This is a genomic window from uncultured Holdemanella sp. (genome assembly GCF_958348295.1).
GTDB lineage: Bacteria > Bacillota_I > Bacilli_A > Erysipelotrichales > Erysipelotrichaceae > Holdemanella.
Map to the genome: position 1 here is coordinate 1 of NZ_CATVYQ010000032.1, position 24,292 is coordinate 24,292.

The following is a 24,292-nucleotide window of genomic DNA, read 5'->3' on the forward strand; positions in this document are numbered from 1 at the left end:
CCCTACAATTTTTGAAGCCAACTTTTAGTCGACCCTATCTAATTGCGGATTACCCTTTTTACGTATTATTCAGTTTCAATTAATCCGTATCCACCATCATGACGTCTGTAGCAAACTGCAATTTTGTTAGTTTCATCATCTGTATAAATGAAGAAATCGTGACCTAACAATTCCATCTTCATAATAGCTTCATCTAAACTCATTTCTTTTGGAACAATTGATTTAGTACGAACAACTTCATCATCATCCACTTCATCATCATTAAATAATTCGTGATCTAAGAAAGCCTCAGCAAGTGATTCTTTATTTTTACGTGTTAAACGTGTTTTTGTTCTACGAATTTGATCTTCCAATTTATCTACAGCACGATCGATAGCTGCATATAAATCGTCATCTACAACCTCTGCACGAAGAATCGCATAACGTGTTGGGATTGTAACTTCAATTTTTTGTTTTGTCGGATATGTACGAACTAAAACGTTAGCTACATCATCCTCACCAATAATGAAGTACTTTGTTAAAACATCTAATTTTTTATGAATCTTATCTGAGATTCCCTGAGTTACTGTGATGTTTTTTCCTACAATATTTACTTTCATATTATGTACCTCCTATATGATTTGTATTGCTACTTAGATTATAGCACGTTTATTTTGTTTTACACTTTTCGACAAGAAATGACAAAAATATAACCAGTTTTGCCAAGGAGGTTGACAAGTTAAAATGTAACTATTTTCAGAAAATAACTTGCATATTTTCAATAACTGCGCTATAGTATATGCAGGTGATTAACATGAACATCCATACAACATATTTTTACTTTTACTTTAGATAGCCCTAATTAAGCCAATCAAAACTGAATGGTATTTTAATTAGGGCTTTTAAGCATTAACAATTCTTACTGTTAATGCTTTTTTGTTACTCACAAATGGAAAGAAGGATATTATTATGATTATTACTTTAAAGAAAAATGCTACAAAACACGATGTCGACAAATTGATCAACAAATTCGAAAAGATGAATCTTCAAGTCACAATGATTCAAGGAGATAACTATAATGTCTTTGGTTTAGTTGGAGATACAAGTATTGTCGATGAAAAAAGTGTATTGGCTAACCCCATTGTATATAACGTACAACGTGTTGCCCAACCTTATAAATTAGCCAACCGTATGTTCCATCCAGAAGACACGATTGTAGATGTAAATGGCATTCAAATTGGCGGCAAAAAAATTACGATGATTGCAGGCCCTTGCTCTGTTGAAGGAGAAGAACAAATCTGTCGTATTGCTAAAGAAGTAAAAGCAGCAGGCGCTGATATGCTACGTGGCGGAGCTTATAAACCAAGAACAAGTCCTTATGCTTTTCAAGGAATGGGGACGGCAGGAGTTATGGCTATGGTCAAAGCTAGAGAAGAAACAGGGCTTCCTATCGTATCTGAACTTATGAGTGCTGATCATTTGGATGAATTCGTTGAAAATGTAGACATTATTCAAATTGGTGCTCGTAACATGCAGAACTTTGACTTATTAAAAGCTGTCGGTAGAACAAAAAAACCAATTCTTTTAAAACGAGGCATGTCTGCAACAATTCAAGAATGGATCATGGCAGCCGAATACATTATGTCAGAAGGCAATCCAAACGTTATATTCTGTGAACGTGGTATTCGTACTTTTGAAACTTATACTCGTAACACATTAGATTTAAGTGTTGTACCTATTATTAAAGAAAGAACCCACTTACCTATTATTATTGATCCAAGCCATGCAGCGGGTGATTATAAATTAATTGAATCCTTATCCCTTGCTGCCATCGCAGCTGGTGCTGATGGTTTGATTATTGAAGTACATGATGATCCAGAAAACGCATGGAGTGATGGTGCTCAAAGTTTAAAACCAAAACGCTATGCTGATCTAGTTCAAAAAGGAAAAGCTATCGCTAAAGTTATTGGAAGAGAGTTATAAGAAACTGCACACGCAGTTTCTTTTTATGTTACAATGCTTTGGGTGATACAATGAACAATCCTTATCCTTATTCAAACGACAATAAGAGATATCAAACAATTAATTATTATTTTCGTAATAAATACCATCAAAAAGTCGCTAAAATTCCATTAAACGCAGGCTTCACATGTCCAAACCGAGATGGAGCAAAAGGTATTGGTGGATGTACATTCTGCTCAAGCATGGGTAGTGGCGATAGTATATTATGTTTTGATGATTCTTTACAAAAACAATACAAAGAAGGTCTAAAGCGTATGCAAAATAAGTGGCCTGATTGTATTGGATTTGCCTATTTTCAAAGCTATTCCAATACATATGCCCCACTTGAAGTCTTAAAAAAAGTATATAATCCTTTTTTCAATGATCCAGACATTCCTGGCGTTGCGATCGCAACACGTGCCGATTGTTTAAATGATGAAATCATAGACTATTTAAATAGTCAAAATAAAGAAGTCTGGCTTGAATTAGGCTTACAAAGTGTACATGAAAATACAATGGAAAGATGTAATCGAAAACATTCAACACAAATCGTATTTGATTGGTTAGACAAATTAGAATCTACAAACATCAAAACATGTGTACATATTATTAATGGTTTACCAAATGAATCAAAATCCGATATGTTAGAGACTATAAAACAGATATCTTCTCATCCTGTCGATGCAATCAAAATTCATATGCTGCATCTAATCGAAGGAACACAAATGGCAAAAGAATATAAAGAACATCCGTTCCATATTCTAACTTTAGAAGAATATGTAGATATTGTAGTCGATCAATTGGAATTATTGCCAAAAGAAATAATTATCGAGCGTTTAACAGGTGATGGTATTGCGAAAGATTTAATAGAACCAAAATGGACAATCAAAAAAACGATTGTGACAAATGAAATTGATAAATTAATGGTAAAAAGAAATACGTGGCAAGGCAAAAATGTCTAACCACGTATTTTTAATTTATTTCAAATTTAAGCAATAATATCTTTTCTTACCACGACGAATGATTACATAGTTTGATACATAAGCTTGTGATGAATCAATAACCAATGTTTCATCATTAACTTTAACGCCGTTTAAGCTAATTGAATTTCCTTTGATCCATTCTCTAGCTTCACGACGACTCGAAGCAATTTTAGCCTCCACTAAAACATCGATTAAAGTCTTTCCAGCTTCTTGGTCTACTTTATCCATATTTTTTACGGCATCTAAACGTTGTTGTTCATCTAAGTCATTTAATTGGCCTCTAAACAACGCATTTGTGATCTTAAGTGCAGATTCTAACCCTTCTTCACCATGTAAATCACGAACAACTTCTTCTGCCAATTTCTTTTGTGCTTCACGTCTGCCAGCATCTTCATTTAAAGAAACTTCCAATGCATCAATTTCTTCTTTTGTAAGGAATGTTAATTTTTTTAAGTATTCAATAACCTTTGAATCATCTGTATTGAATAAGAATTGATACAATTCATAAGGTGAAGTCTTTTTAGGATCCAACCATACAGTTCCTGTTTCACTCTTACCAAATTTAGTTCCATCTGCCTTAGTGATAAGTGGCATTGTTAAACCATAGCATTTAACATCAGCGCCACATTTTTTACGAATCAATTCCAAACCTGAAGTAATATTTCCCCATTGGTCTTGTCCACCAATCTGCATTGTACAACCTCTTGTCTGATATAGATTTAAGAAGTCCAAAGATTGAAGAATCATATAAGAAAATTCTGTATAACTAATACCAGAATCCAAACGTTTCTTTACTGTTTCTTTATTCAACATGTAGTTTACGTTGAATAATTTTCCATAGTCACGCAAGAAATCAATGATTGTGATATCTTTAGTCCAATCTAAGTTATTGACCATGTCAAATCCCCATAATTTAGAGATTTGTGCATGTAAAGCATCATAATTTGATTTTAATACTTCTGGAGTCAACATACTTCTTTCTCCAGTTGCCTTTGGATCCCCGATAAATCCTGTAGCTCCACCAACCAACATGATTGGGTGATGTCCATGTTTTTCTAAACGCTTTGCCATCAACAATGATGAATAGTGCCCAATGTGTAAGCTATCTGCTGTTGGATCTGTACCAATATAGAATGTGACTTCCCCATTATTGATTACATCTTCTACTTCATCACTTGTAACATTGTCAACAAGCCCACGCCATTTTAATTCTTCAAATAATTCCATTTTGTCCTCCCTGAAAATAAAAAAATCGCCCTATAAGGACGATTTAATCGCGGTACCACCTTACTTCATACAAAGAATAATTGTATGCACTTAAACCTTTAACGCAGGTATACGTCAAAATTGAAGCTCCAAGGTGTATTCCACAGGTCTATTTGAAACTTTACACCAACCAGTTTCTCTCTAAGAAATAGATAATCTGTGTACTCTTTCTTATCATAGCGAATCCATTATATCGAATCTAGAACCTAAACTCAACAAATATGTTTTAAATTGTTGTAAATTTTAAAGATAAATGGTTTACACGGAAGAATGAAGTTACCAATATATTCATGTACAACTGCATTAAATCCTCGTTTAAAATCAAAGACACCATAACCTTCTTCTTCTGGTTTAAACAATCCACTAATACCATAGAAATTATATGTGTGATTGCCTTCTTCAATCGTTTTTTGAATGATATACCACTGAAGCGCATATGGACCCTTGAATTTTTTATATCGTTCATTTGAACCACTCGACAAATAGTAAACTTCTCCTTTATAGAACAAGAACATTGCCGCAGCTAAAGGCAGCTCATCTGAGCAATTTGATTTTATTTCTTTAGCTTCTTCCTGTCGTTTTTGTAAAGACTCTAAGTTCTTAGTTGCAATCTTCAAACGATTCTGCGAATTTTTAGAATATGGATTTTCCTTTAATGTCTCATTTGCACGCTCAATCGTTTCTGTTTCTTTTTTGATTCCATCTTCAATATTTGAAACATATTCATTCACATCCAAATACGCCATATATGCCTTCACATTTTGTTTAAAGTGATCATATTCGTTCTCAAAGAATTCTAAGGTAAATGTGTCATAATTTTGTTTTTCACCAGACATATTTACAAGTTCTTTAAGAATCGACAATTCATCACGACTTAATTCACGAATCTTAACACTGTTCTTTAAAGCATTTTTGATATTATGACGCGTTTTTGAAATAAATCCCTTAAATACCTCATCAGCCGTTTTATCTTTCACATCAAGCACGGACACAAAACGACATTCCTTCGATAAATCGTATCCTGTTTTTAAAGGGAGTTGAAGAAAACCTGAAGATTTCAAGTTTTCAACAACATCAAAGTTATTAAAACCACCCTCCACAATATCTCCATCTTGATTTCTTTGTTGAAGTTGAATTGCTGGATCCATTTCTGCATATACAATACCTTTTGAATTCAAATATTCTTTAAATACTTTCGTGACACTTGAAACTAAGTCTTTATCATGATAATCCATAATAAATCCGCGTGGAACATAACAATATTTAAAAACTTTCATCAAAGGAATAATACCAATCATAGCTGAAGCTTTAACAACATCATTCTCGACAAATTGCAAGTATTCAACCTGCCATCCATTTGATTTTAATTTATTCGATTGCTCGACAGATTGCAAAAAATCTGCATATTCAATACTATCTAAATAGGCTTGATATTTATTTTCATCTATACTTCGTAACTGCATACTACACCTTCTTAGTTGGCAACAATGTTTACGACTTTACCCTTAACAACAATAACCTTGCGAATTGTTTTTCCCTCAAGCTGACGTTGAACTGTTTCTAATTTCATAGCTTGTTCTTGAAGCTTATCATCACTTGATCCAACAGCTGCTTCAAATTTACCACGAACTTTACCATTCACTTGAACAACACAAGTAATTGTATCTTCTACTAATTTAGCTTCATCATAAGTTGGCCAAGGCTCATATGCGATTGTTTCATCATGTCCAAGTAATTGCCACATTTCTTCACCAATATGAGGTGTAATACAAGAAAGCATCTTCACGATTCCTTCGGCATATGGTTTATAAACTGTTTCTGCTTTATAGGCTTCATTTATAAAAATCATCATTTGCGAAATAGCCGTATTAAATCCTAATGATTCATAGTCTTCCGTAACCTTTTTAACAGTCTGGTTATAGACCTTATCTAATTTACCATCATTTGTATCTGTAACTTTACCAGATTCAATGAACAAACGATAAACACGATCAATCCATCTTCTAGCACCATCACAACCTGCCATTGACCAAGGTTTACTTTGTTCTAATGGTCCCATGAACATTTCATATAAACGAAGTGTATCCGCACCATATTTCTTTACGATGTCTGAAGGATTGACAACATATTCTGGGAATCGTTTTCCCATTTTAATTCCATTTTCACCTAAAATCATACCTTGATGAACTAATTTCTTAAATGGTTCCTTACATGCGACAATACCCTTGTCATATAAATAGTTATTCCAAATACGAGAATACATCAAGTGTCCTACCGCATGTTCAGGTCCACCTACATATAAGTCAACTGGCATCCAGTGTTTCAATAATTCTGGATCTGCAAGTTTCTCATTGTTGTGTGGATCAATATAGCGTAAGTAATACCATGAAGATCCGGCAGAACCTGGCATTGTACTTGTTTCACGAACACCTTTAACACCATTTTTGTTGTATTGTTTCCATTCTGTCGCATTTTCAAGTGGAGCTTTTCCATTATGTCCTTTGTAGTCTTCTAGTTCAGGAAGAATCAAAGGTAATTCATCATCACTAAGTACATAGTCTGTACCATCATCTAAGTGTACGATTGGAACTGGTTCACCCCAATAACGTTGACGTGCAAAAATCCATTCACGGAAACGATAGTTTACGGTTTCTTTTGCAATGCCCATATCTACCAATTTTTTCGTAATTGCAACTTTAGCTTCTTCTACAGTTAAACCTGTAAATTCTTCGGAGTTGATTAGCTTACATCCTTTTCCTAAATAATCCTGTTTTTCAAAAGCATGTTCACTCACATCTTGACCTTCAATGACTTGAATCATGTCAATATTATGGGCAATCGCATATTCAAAGTCACGTTGATCATGACTAGGAACAGCCATTACAGCACCTGTGCCGTAGTTAGCCAATACGAAATCTCCAATAAATACTTCAACTTCTTTTCCATTAACTGGGTTGATTGCTTTAATGCCTTCAAGACGACATCCTGATTTTCCTTTATTTAATTCTGTACGATCCATTTCAGACTTAGAAACAGTTTCCTGAATATATGCCTTAACTTCTTCTTGATTTTGAATTCTTGGCATTAATTCTTGTACTAAATCTCCATCTGGTGCAAGCACCATGAATGTAATACCATAAATTGTTTCGATACATGTTGTAAAAATAGAGAATTTTCCTCCACCTACGATTTCAAATTGAACCTCAACACCTGTTGAACGACCAATCCAGTTTCTTTGCATTTCCTTTGTCGATTCTGGCCAATCAATTTCATTCAAACCTTCTAATAATCGTTCCGCAAAAGCAGCCTGATCAATACAAAGCTGTTTCATATTTTTACGGATAACTGGATAGCCTCCACGTTCACTTTTACCATCAATAACTTCATCATTGGATAAAACTGTACCAAGTTCTTCACACCAGTTTACTGGCATATCAACATATTTAGCATATCCATCTTTATACAATTGTTTAAAGATCCATTGTGTCCAATGATAGAAATCTGGATCAGATGTTGCAATCATTTTTGACCAGTCATAATCAAAACCTAATTCTTTTAACTGATTCGTGAAAGTCTTAATATTCTTTTGTGTAAATCCATTTGGATTGTTTCCGGTTTGAACTGCATATTGCTCAGCAGGTAAGCCAAAAGAATCATATCCCATTGGGTGAAGAACATTATATCCTTGCATACGTTTCATACGTGAAACGATGTCTGTTGCAGTATATCCTTCTGGATGTCCTGCATGAAGTCCAACTCCACTTGGATATGGGAACATGTCTAGTGCATAAAATTTTGGTTTAGAGAAATCCCAAACATCGGTTTTAAATGTTTCATGATCTTCCCAATATTTGTGCCATTTCTTTTCTACTTCTAAATGATTGTACATAATAGCCTCCTATAAAATAAAAAACGCCCTTTAAAATCTAAGGACGTTTGTACGCGGTACCACCTTAGTTCACAATATTCATTGTGCCCCTCAAACTCTTTATCGCAGAGTATACGGATAACATTACTCATCAGCTCCTTAGCAAGTTCAAAGGTTGTACAATGCTAAATTTCACCAACTTTAGCTCTCTAAAAATTGCCATTTCCTTTTACTACTCTAATTCATCGCTATGCATCAATTTTATCTTTTTTTTCATTTTTCGTCAATATCAAGTGAAACGATTGCCTTATCATCATAGTAAATCCTCATTAAAATATCTTCATAACTGCATTCTATATACGTTAAACAATCCTTAAAATGAACATTGTAATTCATGATTACTTCATCCATATCTTTCATTATTTCATCCTTTGTATGACATAAGCGAATACGATTGTTATGTAAAATCATATGCTTGGCATGATCTACAATAGAAAGTTCTAAAATATTTTTTTGATTTGCTTTTAATAAGTATACATTCTGAATGGTAACAAGCGTTAAAAAAGACACAATCTGTAAAACAAGAAATAAACAAACAAGACTGATCCAACTCGCATATCCGTTAATAGAGTTCAAAGTCATAAGTTTTGTTTTGCTTTTTAAACCATAGATAATAACCATCTTCTTTCTTATAAAAATGTGCTGAATCTATATTTTCCATATAGATTTCATATCCTGGACTTTTCACAATGCGATTTTTATCAAAATACAAGTCATACTTTTTATGATTTAAAACGTATTCTAACCTTTCTTCATCCACTCGAATTTCACTAACAATACTTAATTCTCTTCTTATTTGAAGAATCGCAAATTGATTTTGAGTATCTACATCTATATGGGCAAAATGTAAAGCCAAATTTATCAACATGCAACCCAAAAGAGAAATTAGACTTGTTATAAATAAGGCTAATAGAGCTTCAATCAACGTGAAACCATTTCTTCTCAATTTTTTCATCAATCTTTAAATTCCTTTGAAAATAAACAGTATATAAGCCATTTATGAATAAACTTGCACAAACCAATATCACAAAAAGCGCAAACAAAGCATCTTCCAACAAAAATCCATTATACTTTTTCAAGACGTATTCTCCCCGATCCTAATTGAAAGACAAGTTTCATTTTTGTATGTGAATTCTGACAATACAATGTGAAAGCCTTTGATATATTCCCCTTGGCATTGTAATAAAAAGAAACAGAATCACACGCAACATCTTTAGGCATAAAATAATTCTTTTCGTCTACCACCATCTTTTCATTTATATCTATAGAAATTTTTCGATTTTCTACATAAGCCTTTTCTTGAGCCGTTATACAAAGTGTTTGAACTTGTTTCATAAAAACATATAGAGATGTATTCATTTTCGTATATAACCCAAAATTTAAAAGAGATACAATCAAAAGTACAATTAACATTTCCATGAATGTAAACCCATTTTTATTGAGATATGGCCTGTCCATTTTCAATCACCACTTTACTATGATCTGGACATGTATCTTGTCCTTTTTTTAAATATCCAAAATCAATCAATTCTTGTACACTTGACGGTGTTTCTAATTGATCAATCCCATATAACATAATTTGCGAATTCACAATTTCAAGTAAGGCTTCACAACCTTTTTTACGGATCACCTGTTCTTTTTGTTGAATATTGGGCAAAGTAATCAACAACAACAATGCGACAATCAACATCACAATCATCATTTCTAAAATAGTAAAACCATTTTTCTTTTCCATACATTTCTCTCCATTTCTAAAATTGATTCAACATATTTAATGGCATCATCATAATTTGATAAACAATTAAAACCAAGATTCCAATGCTTATATAAGAAAAGATTTGAACCCCATTGGAAACCTTTTTTATAGACTTTTCAATATCTAAAGTACTCTTCTGAATATAAAGATCTAAAAAGAATGACATACTATTAGCTACAAGCGCATAATTCAACATTTTTTTAAATGTCGAATCAAATACTTTTATCCGATTAAAGCTTTCTTCTATAGATACACCCTGCATTAAATATTTTAATATTTCACTCGATACGATTCCTACAACACTAAATTTGATAGAAGATAGAGTTTCAAGTATTTCTTGCGTAGAACTACATGTTTTTTCTAGACTTTGATACATACACACAAATTGTAAAGAAATCATCTTCTTCATTAAACGAAATGGACATTTCAATTTTGAATTGTATCTATAAAGAAACACATAATACAAAAGAATATATAGAACAATCACAAAGATAGTAATTCCAAATAGATATTTTAATAAATGAACAAAAATTAAAATGATATTATTGGGAATATAATCCTTCATTTGAACAAGGACATAGTTTGAGAAAAAACAAATCATGAAATATGCAAATATCAATAAGAAAAATGGATACGCAATTTTCTTTAATAATTTTTCATAAAACAAGATTGAACTTTTCTCAATTTGATTTACACAATCTAAGACATCCGATAGATTCATAGTATTTGATAAAATTTCGATATATTTAAAATAAAGCTTCTTTTGACCTATACAAAAAATCTCAACCAGACTTTTTCCCAATTTTAATTGTTCAATAATCGCATCACTTTCTTTAAAAACTAAATGAATCAATGTATCTATAGATAGTCCATTGTTCATTAAGGCATGAAATTGTTCGATTTCATCACGATAAACTAATACAATCGTATTCCGCTTGTGTGTCCATGATATATCCTTTTTTAATACCTTCTGTAATTTTCGAAGATAACGTTTTAAAATTTTGAGGATACTTTCCATATCGAATGACATAGTCCAATGTTTTTTGATCCATGATTTCATAAATACATACTTTTTTGTCTCCATTTGAATATAGACGTTGCGAGATAATAGCTGTACATACACTTAATAAGTCTTGTTTAGAAACGCCTAAATCCTCAAGACGACGAATACACTCCTTTCCATCTTTGGCATGAATACTTGTCAGTACAAAATGCCCTGTTAAACTCGCTCTTAACACCATCTTAGCCGTATAGCTGTTTCTAGTTTCGCCAATACATATAACATCTGGATCATGTCTTAGCAATTGTTCAATACCTACATCATACGTAAATCCAGTTCCTTCATTGATTTGTAGCTGTAAGTAAGAATCGTCTTCGATTTCAATGGGATCTTCTAAGCTCACTACCTTATGTTTCTTCTCTTTGGCTATTTCATGAAGCAAAGCATGTAACGTTGTTGTCTTACCACTGTTTGTAGGACCTACACAGATAACCAATCCATGTCTTAATGGAATCAACGATTGAAAGAATTCTGTATCATATTTACACAAAGAAAGTGCATCTAATTTAATCGCATGCATCATATTCAACATTCTTATGACTCCTGTTTGAACATGATTATTGTGAAGCATACTAAAGCGACAATATACATCATGATGGTTTATACATACTTTAAATTGCCCACTTTGTGGTGTATAAGGATTCGTTAGATCCATTCGAGAAATAAATTTCAAATACTCAAAGAATGCGGGCTGCCAAATATCTTGATATACTTCCAACATTTCAGTTTGCGTTCTAAGTTTAATTTTTAAGCGATTCTGCTGCAAAATAAAATGAATGTCGCTTGCCTTTTTTAATATCGCATATTCAATGAGGTTCTTTAATAAATCATCCATTTTTATCACCCCTATATCTAATACGAAAAAAAAAGCAGAAATTCTAATAAATTTCTGCATATTTTAAACTTTCATTCCATTTTTTCTCTTGCGATAAAGTAGTGGATGGACCATGACCTGGATAAACTTTATAGTCTTGATCGAGTTGATACAATTTTTTTAAAGATTTTTTCATACTTGAAACAGAACCTGTTACAAGGTCCATTCTTCCAATCGAACCTTGAAATAATACATCTCCTGTGAATAAACAATCCTTTATTTTTAATACGGTTGAACCGATTGAATGTCCTGGGCAATACATAGCTTCAATTTCAAATCCTGCAATTTTATTCTTTCCTTCTAATAATGGTTTACACTTGGCATCACATGTTACATCCATATAAAAGGCTGAGGATGAATTTAAATCTGGATCTTGAAGAAAATCAAACTCACTTGGATTTAAAAAAACGTCGCAGTGATATTCATTTACAATCTTATCAACACCTGAAATATGATCAAAGTGAGCATGTGTTAAAATGATGGCTTCAAGATTACATTCGTTTTCTTTTAGTATAGCATCAAGATTTAAAAATTTATCCGCAGGATCAATCAATATAGCATGGTGATTATCCATGACCAAATAACAATTTGCCTGTACTGGACCGAGTGGTTGTTGAAGTACTTTCATAGTCTAATACATAAAAAAGACCGAATGAAACGGTCTTTCTTACTTTTTCTCCTTATGTTCAGTCTGCTGATTGCATTTTGGACAATATTTTTTAACAGTCATACGTTCAGGATGTTTTTTCTTATTTCTTGTACCAATATAGTTTTCTTCACCGCAAACAGAGCACTTAAATGTAATACGATCTCTCATGTTCAGTCCTCCTCACATTAGTAATTACTAGTTGATTCTAGCATAACTTACAAGTCAATTTCAAGTCATTTTCAAAATTTTAACTTGCAGGATAAATTTCAAAATATTTTTTTATGAATTCTGGCATAACATTATTTGCACAAATATTTGGTGAAACAGCCTGATCGTTGATACTTGAAGTTGGTGCTGAACACGCAAATGCCATTGTAGGAGCGCTACTTGGTGCATAACCTACAAGGTTTGCGGTTGTCCAATCGCCTACTTCGGCTGTACCTGTTTTTGCCGAAACTTCAACGCCAACATCTTTTAAAAGATTACTACAATAGCCAGAGGCAACGCAGGCTCTAAAGCCTTCTTGTACACGCTGTAAATAGGCAGCATTCTTTTCAGGTAATGTTGATTTTACTTTCTTTTCATTTGCGACAACCACTTCACTCGAATTTACTTCTGTAGCATGATTCATTAATCTAGGTTGATATACATTTCCATTCGATGCGATTGTTGCGCCATATACAGCTAATTGTAATGGTGTATACATATCAAACTGGCCAATCGAATAGTTTAGTAACATACCTGGTTCTGAACCATAACCCATATAGCCATTCACTTCGCCCTGTGCATCAAGACCCGTTATATTTCCTAATCCAAACATTGAATAATAAGAACGCATCTTATTTAGAGTTCCTTGAAGGTCTGCCACAGCTAATGGTTCTTTTTCTTCATAGACAGCTCCTGCAAGTCGAATCGCAATATTAAACATATAAACGTTACTACTTACCTCTAAGGCACTTACATCATCGACAGGACCATGATCTTCATAAGAACCAAATTCCTGACCACCAATATTCATAACTTTATCGACAATCACTTCACCTGGACTTACGACATGTTCACTTTCACCCATATATACAGTAGCACCCTTAATACAAGATCCAGGATTCACTAAAGACATATAGTTTCCTGTCGCAAAATATGTCATTTCCTTTGTATCAAGATCCATTTGATAACCAGACATTGCCAGTACAGAGCCATCTTGTGGATTTAATACAGTTGTAAATAAGGATTTGAAGTTTTCACGATTTTTAGTTCCTCCATATTCACTTAATGTATTTTTAACAATATTATCAAGTGAAGACTGAAGATCTATATCGATTGAAAGATATAAATCATATCCTTTTTTTGCTTGCTGAATCACATCTTTTTGTGCTAATCCTTTTGAATCATAAGTAATTTTGGCAATTTCTGGTGTTCCTGCTAGTAAATCATTATATTGATATTCTAAGCCAGATTTACCAACACTTGCATTCAATTGATAGTCTCTTGCCAAATAATAAGTTGATAATTCACTTGGTAAACCTTGTGTACTTGTAGTTACACTTCCTAAAATATCCGATAGAGATTCACCATATGGATATTCACGTTTCCACCCACCAAAATCAACATCAAATCCAGGAAATTCCGTTTTATGTTCCACTAGATAAGCAACATCATCATCACTTACATCTTCTAAAACAACATTTTCTTGTCCTGTACTTTGGTTGGCAATCATACGTTGATAAATGACACACATCTTTAATTCAGCTTGCGTCATTTCCCCAATTTGTTTCTTACCAATACGATTCATTAAAATTTGATATCTTTTACTTTCTGTATTATCGCCCCATGCACCATTCTTATATTGCTTCAACTCTTTTTGCGTCAACAAATGATTGGCTGCATATTCGGAGTCTGTTGGTGATAAAAAAGATTTATATGTAATATACGCTTGTTTTTTATCCTCATCCGTAAAATCTTTTGCGCTCACATTAAACACTTTGACAATACGTTTGGCATATAATTCATAATCGTCTGAATCCATGTTATTTGGAGATGTAAACACAATATTGTGACTCACCACAGTTTTTGCCAAAACTCTTCCCTTACAATCATAAATCTGTCCTCGTGGAGCTGAAGTATATTGTTTGATGGAAGTATAGTCTTCTCGTTTTGCGGTATATTCATTATATGAAACAATCTGAAGATAGAACAATCTTAAAAAGATGACCAAAAAACATATGGCAATTATAACCGAAAAAATCAATATACGATTAGAGATGACTCGATCCACAGAAATATTTTGATTTGCCCTTTTGATTGATTTTCTACTCTTTTTCAATTGAATCCTCCTTTAATTCGAACACTCTATATTATACACGTTTCCAAGATGAAATGGAAAAAAAAGAAGTAATGGCGTATACTTAAATTATGGAGGTTTTCTATGAACAGAACAGAAACACGTCAAGTTCAAGTAAAAAATCTTGAAATTGGACATAATAATCACGTCGTTATTCAATCAATGTGTAACATTGAAACAAAAAAGGCAGATGAGGTTGCCAAACAAATTTTAAACCTTGAAAAAATGGGATGTGAACTTATTCGCGTCAGCTGCATGGATATGGAAGATGCCAAGGCCATTACCGACATTAAGAAACAAATCCATATTCCTCTTGTTGCAGATATACACTTTGACTATCGTTTAGCTTTAGCTTGTATTGAGGCGGGCGCAGACAAGATTCGTTTAAACCCTGGAAATATTGGTTCAAGAGAAAATGTAGAAAAAGTCGTCAAGGCATGCAAAGAAAAGCATATACCTATTCGTATTGGCATCAATGGTGGTTCTCTAGAAAAAGATATTCATGAAAAATATGGCAAGCCAACAGCTGAAGGTATGATAGAAAGTGCACAAAGACATGTACAAATCTTAGAAGACCTTGATTTTTATGATACAGTGCTTTCTTTTAAATCAAGTGATCCATTACTTTGTATTGAAGCTTATAGGCTGGCCGCAAAAACATTTGACTATCCTTTACATTTAGGTGTTACAGAAGCTGGAACAATGATGACAAGTGCCATTAAATCAAGTTTAGCTTTAGGTACATTATTAAACGAAGGAATTGGCAATACAATTCGTATCAGTGTCAATGGAGCTCCAGAAAAGGAGATTCCTATTGTAAAAGAATTGTTGAAAGATTGTAAATTAATTAAAAATGTACCAAACTTGATCGCATGTCCAACTTGTGGACGTACACAATGGGATATGGAGCCTGCCGTGAATGAAATCGAAAGCTATCTTCAAACAGTAAATAAAGAAGTAACTGTAGCTATCATGGGTTGTGCAGTTAATGGTCCTGGTGAAGCAAAACATGCCGATATTGCGATTGCAGGCGGTAAGAAAGAAGGTTTATTAATTAAAAAGGGAAAAATTATTGAAAAGATTCCTCAAGAGCAGATCGTAGCTCGTTTAAAAGAAGAAATTGATAAATTCTAGAAAAAAATCTCAGCGCAACGCTGAGATTTCTTCTTTATATGGAGCTTTTCCATCAATAAATGGAGTCTCTAAAATTTTTGTAACATTTTCAAGTTTTGGATGATGCACAATCGAATATAACACATCAAATCCTATATAGCCTTTACCTAAGTTTTCATGACGATCCTTATGGGCTTTTAATGGATTTTTTGAATCGTTGATATGCATGCACAATAGATTTTCTAAGCCAAGTATAGAATCAAATTCATTTAGTACATCTTCAAATTGATTTAAATCATAACCCGCATCCCAAATATGACATGTATCCATACAATACCCAATACGAGACTTTTTATGTACGCCAGAATAAATTTTATGTAATTGTTCAAATGTAAAACCACATTCATTTCCCTTACCCGCCATCGTTTCAAGAGCAATCTTAACATTGGTTGTATCATTATCTAAAACTTCATTTAAACCATTGATGATCCACTCAATACCAACATCCATTCCAGCACCAACATGGCTTCCTGGATGTAATACAAGTGTTTTTGCACCAATCGCATGTACTCTTTCTAATTCAGACTTTAAAAATTCTTGTCCAAATAGGGCCGTTTCTGGTTTCAATGCATTTGCCAAATTGATAATGTATGGAGCATGCACTATTACACGATCGATTGAAAAATCATGTTCTTTCATATACTCTTTTGCATCATCTATTTTTAATTTAGAAACATCGACACGACGCGTGTTACTTGGAGGTCCCGTATAAATCATACATGCATTGGCACCATAAGATATAGCTTCTTCAATTGCGCCTTTAAAATAATTTGGAGCCTTAAAAGAAACATGACTACCTAAATAGATCATAGATCCATTCCTTTTTGACGTTGTCTTTCTTTAGCACGTTCTTTTTGTTGGCGCTTGATATCGGATTTGATCATTTCACGACGTTTTCTACGTTTCATACGATCAATTTCCTGGCGTTGTCTTTTCTTATAGTTTGGTTTAACTTTCTTTTTCTTATGAACAATTTTTTCAACTTCTTCATGGAATTCGTCCTTTTTCATTGGACGCTTATTTACATATGGTTTTAAATCTACGAATTCATGATTCTTAACATCTTGATGTTCAAATTCAATACCTTGTTTGATCAAAGACTGGATTGATTTAGCATCACTTTCTTTATATAATGCGATACATTGCCCATCTCGACTTGCTCTTCCTGTACGACCAGCACGATGAATATAGAATTTTAAATCTTTAGGGAAACCACAACTAATGACATGAGTAATTCCTTCCAAGTCTATACCACGACTGGCAATATCGCTTGCGACAATATAACTTTTCTTTTGGCTTTGAATCATCTTAATAGCCTGCATACGCTGTCGGGATTCAAGTCCTGAATGAAGTTCAACAAGGTCATAGCCATTTTCACGCATTGTATTTGCAATGTTTTGTGCTTCTTGCGTTGTATTGGCAAAAATCAAACATACATAGGGTTGAATACATGGTAAAACATCTAAAATTTTTTGTTCATAGCTTTTATGTTTACAAGGAACCAAAATGTGTTTTACATCACTTTGGAAAGCTTCCTCTTTTTTGATTTCAATGAATTCAGGATCGTATAAATATTTTTTTAAGAATGGCTGTAAAGATTCAGGAATAGTTGCTGAAAAAACCATCATTTGAACTTTTTTATCCATTTTTGATAAGATTTCATCAATATCTTCCAAGAATCCAAATTCTAAAGTCATATCTGCTTCATCAATGACAACAATTTTTGCGGTATCCAAACGCAAGACGTTATCTTTAATGAACATGTCCTTCATTCTTCCTGGTGTACCAATAACGATTTGTGGCTGTTTTTCCATTTGCGTAACTTTTTCCATACCACCAGTTACTAGTTTTACACGTACGTTAAAATGTTTTGCGATTTTACGACAACGATCATATAGCTGATAGGCGAGTTCTCTAGTTGGTGCACTAATGACAGCTTGAACGCAATCTTGATCAAAATCTAATTTTTCAAAGATTGGCATAAAGAAAGCGTGTGATTTACCAGATCCGGTACTGGAAACACCAATAATATCTCTATTTTTATTTTTACGATTTAACACCTGTTCTTGAATCGGCGTTAAGGTTTTAAAATGTTCTAATTCCATTATTTCTTGAATACGATTCATAAATTTTCACATCCTTTTCTTTAGTATTATCCCAAAATTCTTCCCATTTTACAAATATAAATAATTAGGGCATAATGTATATATGAAAACACAAAATATCATTACAGTCAAGCCTCAGGGGTATTGTGGAGGCGTTTTAAAAGCAATCGAAACCGCAAAAAATACAAGAATCCAATACCCAAATAAAAAGATCACCATTTTAGGTAATCTTGTACATAATCAATATGTAAAAAAAGCTTTGCAGTATTATTCCATTGATACTATAGAAGATAAGACAAAAACTCGCTATGAATTATTAGATGAAATCAAAGAAGGAATTGTAATTTTTACTGCGCATGGTGTCAGTCCTAAAGTGTATAAAAAAGCCAAGGATAAAGGATTAATTTTAATCGATGCAAGTTGTCCCTTTGTATTGCAAACACAAAAAATCGTAAAAAAATACTTAGATGAAGATTATACAATTTTTTATATTGGTAAAAACAAACATCCAGAAGCTGAATCCATTTATACAATGAGTGATCATGTATATTTGATTGAGCCGCATAAAGATATCCCAAAAATTAATACTTCTAAAATATTTGTCACGAATCAAACTACAATGTCAATTTATGAATTAAAAGATACGTTTGAAAAAATTAAAAGCTTATATCCTTTTGCGATATTCCATGATGAAATATGCAATGCGACGCGTGTACGTCAACAAGCTATTTTAAATTTAAAGAATGTCGATTGTTTGATTGTCGTAGGTGATCCAACAAGTAACAACTCGCAAAAGCTTGTAGATATTGGAAAAAAAGCAGGTATCCAAGATATTTTCTCCATTCAAACAGTAGAAGATATTGATAAAAAAGACTTTGAAAAATATTCAACAATTGCGATTACAAGCGGTGCTAGCACACCTACATATTTGACAAACCAAGTCAAAGACTATTTGTCTAATGATATTGAAAAGCCAAAAATCCGTATTCAGGAAATTCTCTGATTACGGATTTCTTTTATATATTCTATTTTTTCAAGAAACTCAGGTTTGTTGACTTTTAAAAGAATATTTTTATATTTATTCTCTTCAAAATCCAAATAAGAACTATATGTAGAATTCATTATCATATGCATACCAAAGTGTAGACAAGCATTACTTATTTCTTGCGGATGATCTTGTACAATACAATCTAAAATTGGATAGTAGTGCCCATTATCGTAGATCATCTTTTCTCTAAGAATATGAATATTGTTGTCTTTTAAATATTTTCTTAGCGCAAAATCATCTTTGTGGCATGATAATAACAATCTCAAGCCAAAAAATAGAGTTCCTTTAGAAAGGATATCTATAATGAGTTTTCCTCCCATACCACAAATAATGATTTGATCCACATCAAAAGCTAAGCCTTGAATTCCATCTAGCAAACAACAAGAAATAAAATCTTCTAAATTGTTTGCGGCAATGGTCTTTTTAGCATTGTCTAATGGGCCTTGTGCTACATCACATGCATATCCTTTTTTAGATTGATGATTCAAAATGGCATTACATACAACATAGGCATGGTCACAACCAATATCTGCAATACAATCGCCATTTACCCATTCTAATATTTCTTGAATACGATTCGAACAGGGTATCATTATTTTACAAAGTCTCTTAAGCGTTTGCAGCGATTTGGATTTTTTAACTTGCGTAATGCTTTTGCCTCAATTTGACGAATACGTTCACGTGTAACGTTAAATTCTTTACCAACTTCTTCAAGAGTACGTGTTCTTCCATCTAATAGACCGAAACGTAAACGTAATACTTTTTCTTCACGTTCTGTCAAACCTTGTAAAACAGCATTAATTTCATCTTTTAACAATTGATTGTTTGTATAATCATCTGGAGATAACGTATCTTTATCTTCAATGAAATCACCTAAATGCGAGTCATCTTCTTCGCCAATTGGTGTTTCTAAACTAACTGGATCCAATGCAATCTTTTGGATCTCACGAACTTTTTCTGCTGAAATATTTTCCATCTTTTCTGCGATTTCTTCAGGCAATGGATCACGACCAAGATCTTGAACCAATTGACGTTGAATACGTGTCAATTTATTGATGGTTTCAACCATGTGTACTGGAATACGAATTGTACGCGCCTGATCAGCAATTGCACGTGTAATAGATTGACGAATCCACCAAGTAGCATATGTAGAGAATTTAAATCCTTTTGTATAATCAAATTTTTCAACAGCTTTGATCAATCCACAGTTTCCTTCTTGAATCAAATCCAAGAATAACATTCCACGACCTACATATTTTTTTGCGATTGATACAACCAAACGAAGGTTTGAAGAAATCAATGTTTGTTTCGCTTCTTCCCCATCCGCAATGATTTTTGCAAGTTTTTTCTTTTCCTCATCGCTTAAATCAAGGTTCTTCATATCTTCTTTAGCTTGTTCTCCTTCTTGGATCTGACGTGCAATAATCGGCTCTTCTTTTGGATCCAATAATGGAATCTGCCCAATTTCTTTTAGATACATTTTAACTGGGTCATTGATTTTTGCGTGTGATGCATTTGCGAATGTCTTTTCTAGTTGTGAAATTTCTTCAGCAATTGAATTTTCTTCATCTAAATCTTCATCACTTAAATCATCATCTGTTAAGTCATCCTCATCTAATTCATCTCCATCAATGAATTCAATCAAGTTTTCATCGATCCAATTATATAGATCATCTAATGTATCATCATCTAAGTTTAAAGCACTTACCGCATCTAAGAATTGTTTTTGGGAAACATCGACATTTTGTTCTTTACTCTTTAGCAAGAACTCTTTTGCCTCATCTAAGCTTGTAAACTTTAATTTTTGAGAATCATTTGTGTTTGCCATACTTTCATCCTTCCTTTCGATGTAAAATTTCATTTCTCTGAATAATTAATTCTTGTTTTTTACTAGCCAAAGACAACTTAATCATCGGATCCTGTACATTTTTGATTTGATCATTTAGGTTGTCAATCTGGTCTTGTAAAGCACATTCTTTGATTTTCATTAAACTATCGTTAAAGAAATCTTTATTATATTCATAAATATGAAATGGATTTTCCATCAGACTTACCAGTAAATTACGAACTTCTTCTTTTTCAATGTAACTCATCAATACATCAAAATCGATATGGTCCATATTACGATACATGTCATAACAATATAATGACAATTCTTCACAGACTGGATCTTGGAAAAAGCCAATCTGATCCTTGAATTGGTCGGCCGCTAATTTACTGTTAAGAATCATCCATAACACACCATACTCGGCTAGTGTTCTTCCATTTTTTAATGGCTCTATATTACGAATAACGGATGCTTTATTTCTTGGTTCTTTTTTCGGTGCAGGAGTACTTGTCGTATTTGATAAATCAAATCCAGTTAAGTCTCGTATACGAGAATAATAATCGGCCTTTTCAAAATCTGTACATGTTCTTTCTATGAAAGACTGCATTTCAGAAGTGAATTTTTTCTTATCCTCATAATTGTCTAAATCATATTGATTCGGTAAATATTCAAATAAAAATTCAACAAAAGAAGTCGTTTTATGAACAGAAAGATACAACTCATCTTTGCCAAGTTCATTAAATATTTCATCTGGATCTTTACCAGTTGTATTTTTCACTATTGAAAAGTTCAATCCATAATCAACGGCTAACTTTCCAAATTTATACGTTGCTGCCTTACCAGCTCTATCCCCATCATAACATACCACTAAAGGTACATTTAAACGTTTTAATAACGTTATTTGTTCTTTGGTACAAGCTGTACCTAAACAAGCAATACTTTCATGTATATCAGCCTTTTCAAAGGCTATGACATCCATGGCCCCCTCAACTAAAATGCATCGCTTATTTTTTTTCGCAAATTCCTTAGCTCTGTGATAATTAAAAATCAAATTCCCCTTATGATAGATTTTCGTTTCTGAAGTATTTATATACTTAGCAGTTTCTTTATCTTCATTCAAACGTCTTGCCGTAAAACCAACAGGATTGCCATTCTCATCATGAATTGGAATCATTAATCGATTATCAAATACGGCATAAGTATCTAAGTCATGAGTACGAATTAAACCTGTATCCGTTAGTATTTGTTCGTTAAAACCTTTTGCCTTGAGATACTTCACACTACGACTCGATTCAGGTGCATACCCAATTTCAAATCTTTTTATAATATCTTCATTAATTTTTCTTTGACTTAAATACCTTTTTACACTCTCGCCATTTTCACTTTCTAATTCAAAAGTTAAAAAACGAATATAAGACTGAATGCAATCATATAAAGGTTGATTTTTATCAACTTTAGCTTGAAATTTAGATGTATCCAAATGTAATGGATAGTGAATCAATTCCGCTACTTTACAAACAGCTTCCAGAAAGGAAATGTTTTCAATCTTTTGAACAAAAGTAAATACATTTCCTCCCACGCCGCATACAAAGCATTTAAATATTTGTTTATCTGTTGAAACAGATAAGCTTGGATCATGATCATCATGAAAAGGACATATAGCTTTATAATCTTTGCCCTTCTTTTCAAGTGTGATATAGTGAGACATCACATCAACAATATCAGCTTGTTGACGTATTGCCTTTATATCATCTTCTGATATCCAGCTCATTAAAATTCAATTCTGTTTTCAATATATGAAACAAGATCATCTAGTGAAATACGCTCTTGTTGCATAGTATCACGATCTCTGACTGTTACACATCCATCATTTGCCGTTTCAAAGTCAACTGTTACACAGAATGGTGTTCCAATCGCATCTTGACGACGATAACGTTTACCGATGCTTTGAGCATCATCATAAGTTACGCTAAAGTGTTTAGAAAGTTTTGCGAATACTTCATCACCTTGATCAGATAACTTTTTAGAAAGTGGAAGTACAGCTACTTTATAAGGAGCTAATGCTGGGTGTAATTTTAATACTACACGAGAATCATTTTCTAATTGTTCTTCTTGGTATGCTTCACACATTACAGCTAACATTAAACGTTCAACACCAACACTAGGTTCAATTACGTAAGGAATATATTTTTCATTGGCTTCTTGATCATAATATTCTAAGTTTTGTTTAGAAGTAGTTTGATGTGCTTTTAAGTCAAAGTCAGTACGGTCTGCAATACCCCATAATTCACCCCAACCAATAGGTTCAGAGAAGTGGTATTCGATATCACTTGTACCGTTTGAGTAGTGAGCCAATTCTTCTGGATCATGTGCACGTAAACGAATATTTTCTTCGTTGATACCTAAATCTTTTAAGAATTGAACACAGTTTTTACAATAGTATTCAAACCAATCTAAATCTGTTCCTGGTTTACAGAAGAATTCTAATTCCATTTGTTCGAATTCACGCGTACGGAAAATGAAGTTTCCTGGTGTAATTTCGTTACGGAAACTCTTACCAATCTGACCAATACCGAATGGCAATTTTTTACGCATAGTTCTTTGTACGTTTTTAAAGTTTACAAAGATACCCTGTGCAGTTTCAGGACGTAAATAGATCGTACTTTTTGCATCTTCTAATACACCTTGGAAAGTTTTGAACATCAAGTTAAATTGACGAATATTTGTGAAGTTTTTAGCTCCACATTTAGGACATGCGATTTCATGTTCTGCAATATATTTTTCCATGTCTTCATTAGACATACCACCACAGTTTACGGTGTGATTACTTGCTTCTTCAATCAATTGATCCGCTCTAAAACGGCTCTTACATTCTTTACAATCCATTAATGGATCACTAAATCCTCCAACGTGACCACTCGCAACCCATACATTTGGATTCATTAAGATTGCACTCTGTAAACCAACATTGTGTTCACTTTCTTGGATGAAACGTTTCCACCATGCATTTTTAATATTGTTCTTTAATTCAATGCCTAAAGGACCAAAATCCCAAGTATTTGCCAAACCACCATAAATTTCTGAACCTTGGTAAACAAACCCAGAAGTTTTCATGTGATTTACTACATCATTGAATGTCTTTTCGTTCATGTTACTTACCTCATTTCTTTCATGTATACAGACAAAAGGATACACTTTCATATTATATCCCATTTATCAAGAAATTTCTAGACCAAATCCTAAGACAGGTCAAAAGAAAAATTTATTCCCACCTTTAGGTTGCGATAACCTTTACACTAAA

At 33.0% G+C, this 24,292-nt stretch carries 23 protein-coding genes and 2 other annotated features; of the genes, 4 read left to right on the forward strand and 19 right to left on the reverse strand.

Annotated elements, in window-relative coordinates; genetic code table 11:
• Positions 1-65: 65 nt before the first annotated feature.
• On the reverse strand, positions 66-599 hold the full coding sequence (gene raiA, locus Q3907_RS06940; protein ID WP_295562472.1) for a ribosome-associated translation inhibitor RaiA: 534 nt from the start codon (positions 597-599) through the stop codon (positions 66-68).
• A 349-nt stretch (positions 600-948) separates the two neighbouring features.
• Here raiA and aroF point away from each other — a divergent pair, with 349 nt between their 5' ends.
• A complete protein-coding gene (aroF, locus tag Q3907_RS06945) occupies positions 949-1,962 on the forward strand; it encodes a 3-deoxy-7-phosphoheptulonate synthase (RefSeq protein ID WP_301897776.1) in 1,014 nt (337 codons plus the stop codon).
• A gap of 50 nt (positions 1,963-2,012) precedes the next feature.
• Positions 2,013-2,942: a TIGR01212 family radical SAM protein gene (locus Q3907_RS06950; protein WP_301897777.1), complete on the forward strand. Its 930-nt coding sequence runs from the start codon at positions 2,013-2,015 to the stop codon at positions 2,940-2,942.
• A gap of 15 nt (positions 2,943-2,957) precedes the next feature.
• Here Q3907_RS06950 and tyrS read toward each other — a convergent pair whose 3' ends face one another.
• The 12 genes from tyrS to Q3907_RS07010 all read right to left on the reverse strand — a co-directional run bounded on the left by tyrS (position 2,958) and on the right by Q3907_RS07010 (position 14,819).
• On the reverse strand, positions 2,958-4,190 hold the full coding sequence (gene tyrS / locus Q3907_RS06955) for a tyrosine--tRNA ligase (RefSeq protein ID WP_295562468.1): 1,233 nt from the start codon (positions 4,188-4,190) through the stop codon (positions 2,958-2,960).
• Between the two features lie 31 nt (positions 4,191-4,221).
• Positions 4,222-4,416 (reverse strand) — a binding site (T-box leader).
• 25 nt (positions 4,417-4,441) lie between these two features.
• On the reverse strand, positions 4,442-5,692 hold the full coding sequence (locus tag Q3907_RS06960; RefSeq protein ID WP_301897778.1) for a peptidoglycan bridge formation glycyltransferase FemA/FemB family protein: 1,251 nt from the start codon (positions 5,690-5,692) through the stop codon (positions 4,442-4,444).
• Positions 5,693-5,703: 11 nt separating this feature from the next.
• Entirely contained in the window at positions 5,704-8,121 is a 2,418-nt protein-coding gene (leuS, locus tag Q3907_RS06965) for a leucine--tRNA ligase (protein WP_301897792.1), read from the reverse strand.
• A 33-nt stretch (positions 8,122-8,154) separates the two neighbouring features.
• Positions 8,155-8,352: a binding site (T-box leader), on the reverse strand.
• A gap of 18 nt (positions 8,353-8,370) precedes the next feature.
• A complete protein-coding gene (locus Q3907_RS06970; RefSeq protein ID WP_301897779.1) occupies positions 8,371-8,739 on the reverse strand; it encodes a hypothetical protein in 369 nt (122 codons plus the stop codon).
• A complete protein-coding gene (locus Q3907_RS06975) occupies positions 8,720-9,112 on the reverse strand; it encodes a competence type IV pilus minor pilin ComGF (protein WP_301897780.1) in 393 nt (130 codons plus the stop codon). The genes Q3907_RS06970 and Q3907_RS06975 overlap by 20 nt, the downstream gene beginning before the upstream one ends.
• Before the next feature lie 110 nt (positions 9,113-9,222).
• Positions 9,223-9,615, reverse strand: coding sequence for a competence type IV pilus minor pilin ComGD (gene comGD, locus Q3907_RS06980; RefSeq protein ID WP_301897781.1), 393 nt, complete (start codon positions 9,613-9,615; stop codon positions 9,223-9,225).
• Positions 9,593-9,892, reverse strand: coding sequence for a competence type IV pilus major pilin ComGC (comGC, locus tag Q3907_RS06985; RefSeq protein ID WP_301897782.1), 300 nt, complete (start codon positions 9,890-9,892; stop codon positions 9,593-9,595). Before comGC ends, comGD begins: the two co-directional genes overlap by 23 nt.
• A 16-nt stretch (positions 9,893-9,908) precedes the next feature.
• Positions 9,909-10,793, reverse strand: coding sequence for a hypothetical protein (locus Q3907_RS06990; protein ID WP_301897783.1), 885 nt, complete (start codon positions 10,791-10,793; stop codon positions 9,909-9,911).
• A gap of 25 nt (positions 10,794-10,818) precedes the next feature.
• Positions 10,819-11,808, reverse strand: coding sequence for an ATPase, T2SS/T4P/T4SS family (locus Q3907_RS06995; protein ID WP_301897784.1), 990 nt, complete (start codon positions 11,806-11,808; stop codon positions 10,819-10,821).
• A gap of 43 nt (positions 11,809-11,851) precedes the next feature.
• Positions 11,852-12,475 (reverse strand): MBL fold metallo-hydrolase, encoded by a 624-nt coding sequence (locus Q3907_RS07000; protein WP_301897785.1) that lies wholly within the window; start codon positions 12,473-12,475, stop codon positions 11,852-11,854.
• A gap of 39 nt (positions 12,476-12,514) precedes the next feature.
• Positions 12,515-12,664, reverse strand: a complete 150-nt coding sequence (gene rpmG / locus Q3907_RS07005; RefSeq protein ID WP_003864966.1) for a 50S ribosomal protein L33 — start codon at positions 12,662-12,664, stop codon at positions 12,515-12,517.
• Positions 12,665-12,743: 79 nt separating this feature from the next.
• A complete protein-coding gene (locus Q3907_RS07010) occupies positions 12,744-14,819 on the reverse strand; it encodes a penicillin-binding protein 2 (RefSeq protein ID WP_301897786.1) in 2,076 nt (691 codons plus the stop codon).
• Between the two features lie 102 nt (positions 14,820-14,921).
• On the opposite strand from Q3907_RS07010, the gene ispG reads away from it, so the two are divergent.
• Positions 14,922-15,971 carry a flavodoxin-dependent (E)-4-hydroxy-3-methylbut-2-enyl-diphosphate synthase gene (gene ispG, locus Q3907_RS07015; RefSeq protein WP_301897787.1) on the forward strand — a complete coding sequence of 350 codons (1,050 nt, stop codon included), beginning with the start codon at positions 14,922-14,924 and terminating at the stop codon, positions 15,969-15,971.
• Positions 15,972-15,980: 9 nt separating this feature from the next.
• Here ispG and Q3907_RS07020 read toward each other — a convergent pair whose 3' ends face one another.
• Both Q3907_RS07020 and Q3907_RS07025 read right to left on the reverse strand, forming a co-directional pair.
• Positions 15,981-16,820, reverse strand: coding sequence for a deoxyribonuclease IV (locus Q3907_RS07020; RefSeq protein WP_301897788.1), 840 nt, complete (start codon positions 16,818-16,820; stop codon positions 15,981-15,983).
• A complete protein-coding gene (locus Q3907_RS07025; RefSeq protein ID WP_295562188.1) occupies positions 16,817-18,136 on the reverse strand; it encodes a DEAD/DEAH box helicase in 1,320 nt (439 codons plus the stop codon). The genes Q3907_RS07020 and Q3907_RS07025 overlap by 4 nt, the downstream gene beginning before the upstream one ends.
• Positions 18,137-18,218: 82 nt before the next feature.
• Here Q3907_RS07025 and ispH point away from each other — a divergent pair, with 82 nt between their 5' ends.
• Entirely contained in the window at positions 18,219-19,118 is a 900-nt protein-coding gene (gene ispH, locus Q3907_RS07030) for a 4-hydroxy-3-methylbut-2-enyl diphosphate reductase (RefSeq protein ID WP_301897789.1), read from the forward strand.
• On the opposite strand, the gene Q3907_RS07035 is transcribed toward ispH, so the two are convergent.
• The 4 genes from Q3907_RS07035 to Q3907_RS07050 are packed head-to-tail and all read right to left on the reverse strand — an operon-like array spanning position 19,103 to position 24,141.
• Complete coding sequence (locus Q3907_RS07035) at positions 19,103-19,756, reverse strand: class I SAM-dependent methyltransferase (protein WP_301897790.1); 654 nt, start codon at positions 19,754-19,756, stop codon at positions 19,103-19,105. The two genes, ispH and Q3907_RS07035, sit on opposite strands and share 16 nt — an antisense overlap.
• Positions 19,756-20,991, reverse strand: coding sequence for an RNA polymerase sigma factor RpoD (gene rpoD / locus Q3907_RS07040; protein ID WP_295563242.1), 1,236 nt, complete (start codon positions 20,989-20,991; stop codon positions 19,756-19,758). The genes Q3907_RS07035 and rpoD overlap by 1 nt, the downstream gene beginning before the upstream one ends.
• A gap of 4 nt (positions 20,992-20,995) precedes the next feature.
• On the reverse strand, positions 20,996-22,762 hold the full coding sequence (gene dnaG / locus Q3907_RS07045) for a DNA primase (RefSeq protein ID WP_295563240.1): 1,767 nt from the start codon (positions 22,760-22,762) through the stop codon (positions 20,996-20,998).
• A complete protein-coding gene (locus tag Q3907_RS07050; protein WP_301897791.1) occupies positions 22,762-24,141 on the reverse strand; it encodes a glycine--tRNA ligase in 1,380 nt (459 codons plus the stop codon). Before Q3907_RS07050 ends, dnaG begins: the two co-directional genes overlap by 1 nt.
• Positions 24,142-24,292 lie beyond the last annotated feature (151 nt).

Bases quoted from the DNA above. Each gene is read 5' to 3' on its own strand.
- Q3907_RS07035 (WP_301897790.1), bottom strand. From the start codon at position 19,756: ATGATACCCTGTTCGAATCGTATTCAAGAAATATTAGAATGGGTAAAT.
- comGC (WP_301897782.1), bottom strand. From the start codon at position 9,892: ATGGAAAAGAAAAATGGTTTTACTATTTTAGAAATGATGATTGTGATG.
- Q3907_RS07025 (WP_295562188.1), bottom strand. From the start codon at position 18,136: ATGAATCGTATTCAAGAAATAATGGAATTAGAACATTTTAAAACCTTA.
- rpmG (WP_003864966.1), bottom strand. From the start codon at position 12,664: ATGAGAGATCGTATTACATTTAAGTGCTCTGTTTGCGGTGAAGAAAAC.
- dnaG (WP_295563240.1), bottom strand. From the start codon at position 22,762: ATGAGCTGGATATCAGAAGATGATATAAAGGCAATACGTCAACAAGCT.
- Q3907_RS06960 (WP_301897778.1), bottom strand. From the start codon at position 5,692: ATGCAGTTACGAAGTATAGATGAAAATAAATATCAAGCCTATTTAGAT.
- Q3907_RS06990 (WP_301897783.1), bottom strand. From the start codon at position 10,793: ATGAACAATGGACTATCTATAGATACATTGATTCATTTAGTTTTTAAA.
- ispG (WP_301897787.1), top strand. From the start codon at position 14,922: ATGAACAGAACAGAAACACGTCAAGTTCAAGTAAAAAATCTTGAAATT.
- raiA (WP_295562472.1), bottom strand. From the start codon at position 599: ATGAAAGTAAATATTGTAGGAAAAAACATCACAGTAACTCAGGGAATC.
- Q3907_RS06975 (WP_301897780.1), bottom strand. From the start codon at position 9,112: ATGAAAAAATTGAGAAGAAATGGTTTCACGTTGATTGAAGCTCTATTA.
- Q3907_RS06970 (WP_301897779.1), bottom strand. From the start codon at position 8,739: ATGACTTTGAACTCTATTAACGGATATGCGAGTTGGATCAGTCTTGTT.
- comGD (WP_301897781.1), bottom strand. From the start codon at position 9,615: ATGGACAGGCCATATCTCAATAAAAATGGGTTTACATTCATGGAAATG.
- Q3907_RS06950 (WP_301897777.1), top strand. From the start codon at position 2,013: ATGAACAATCCTTATCCTTATTCAAACGACAATAAGAGATATCAAACA.
- tyrS (WP_295562468.1), bottom strand. From the start codon at position 4,190: ATGGAATTATTTGAAGAATTAAAATGGCGTGGGCTTGTTGACAATGTT.
- Q3907_RS07000 (WP_301897785.1), bottom strand. From the start codon at position 12,475: ATGAAAGTACTTCAACAACCACTCGGTCCAGTACAGGCAAATTGTTAT.
- Q3907_RS07020 (WP_301897788.1), bottom strand. From the start codon at position 16,820: ATGATCTATTTAGGTAGTCATGTTTCTTTTAAGGCTCCAAATTATTTT.
- Q3907_RS07050 (WP_301897791.1), bottom strand. From the start codon at position 24,141: ATGAACGAAAAGACATTCAATGATGTAGTAAATCACATGAAAACTTCT.
- ispH (WP_301897789.1), top strand. From the start codon at position 18,219: ATGAAAACACAAAATATCATTACAGTCAAGCCTCAGGGGTATTGTGGA.
- aroF (WP_301897776.1), top strand. From the start codon at position 949: ATGATTATTACTTTAAAGAAAAATGCTACAAAACACGATGTCGACAAA.
- rpoD (WP_295563242.1), bottom strand. From the start codon at position 20,991: ATGGCAAACACAAATGATTCTCAAAAATTAAAGTTTACAAGCTTAGAT.
- Q3907_RS06995 (WP_301897784.1), bottom strand. From the start codon at position 11,808: ATGGATGATTTATTAAAGAACCTCATTGAATATGCGATATTAAAAAAG.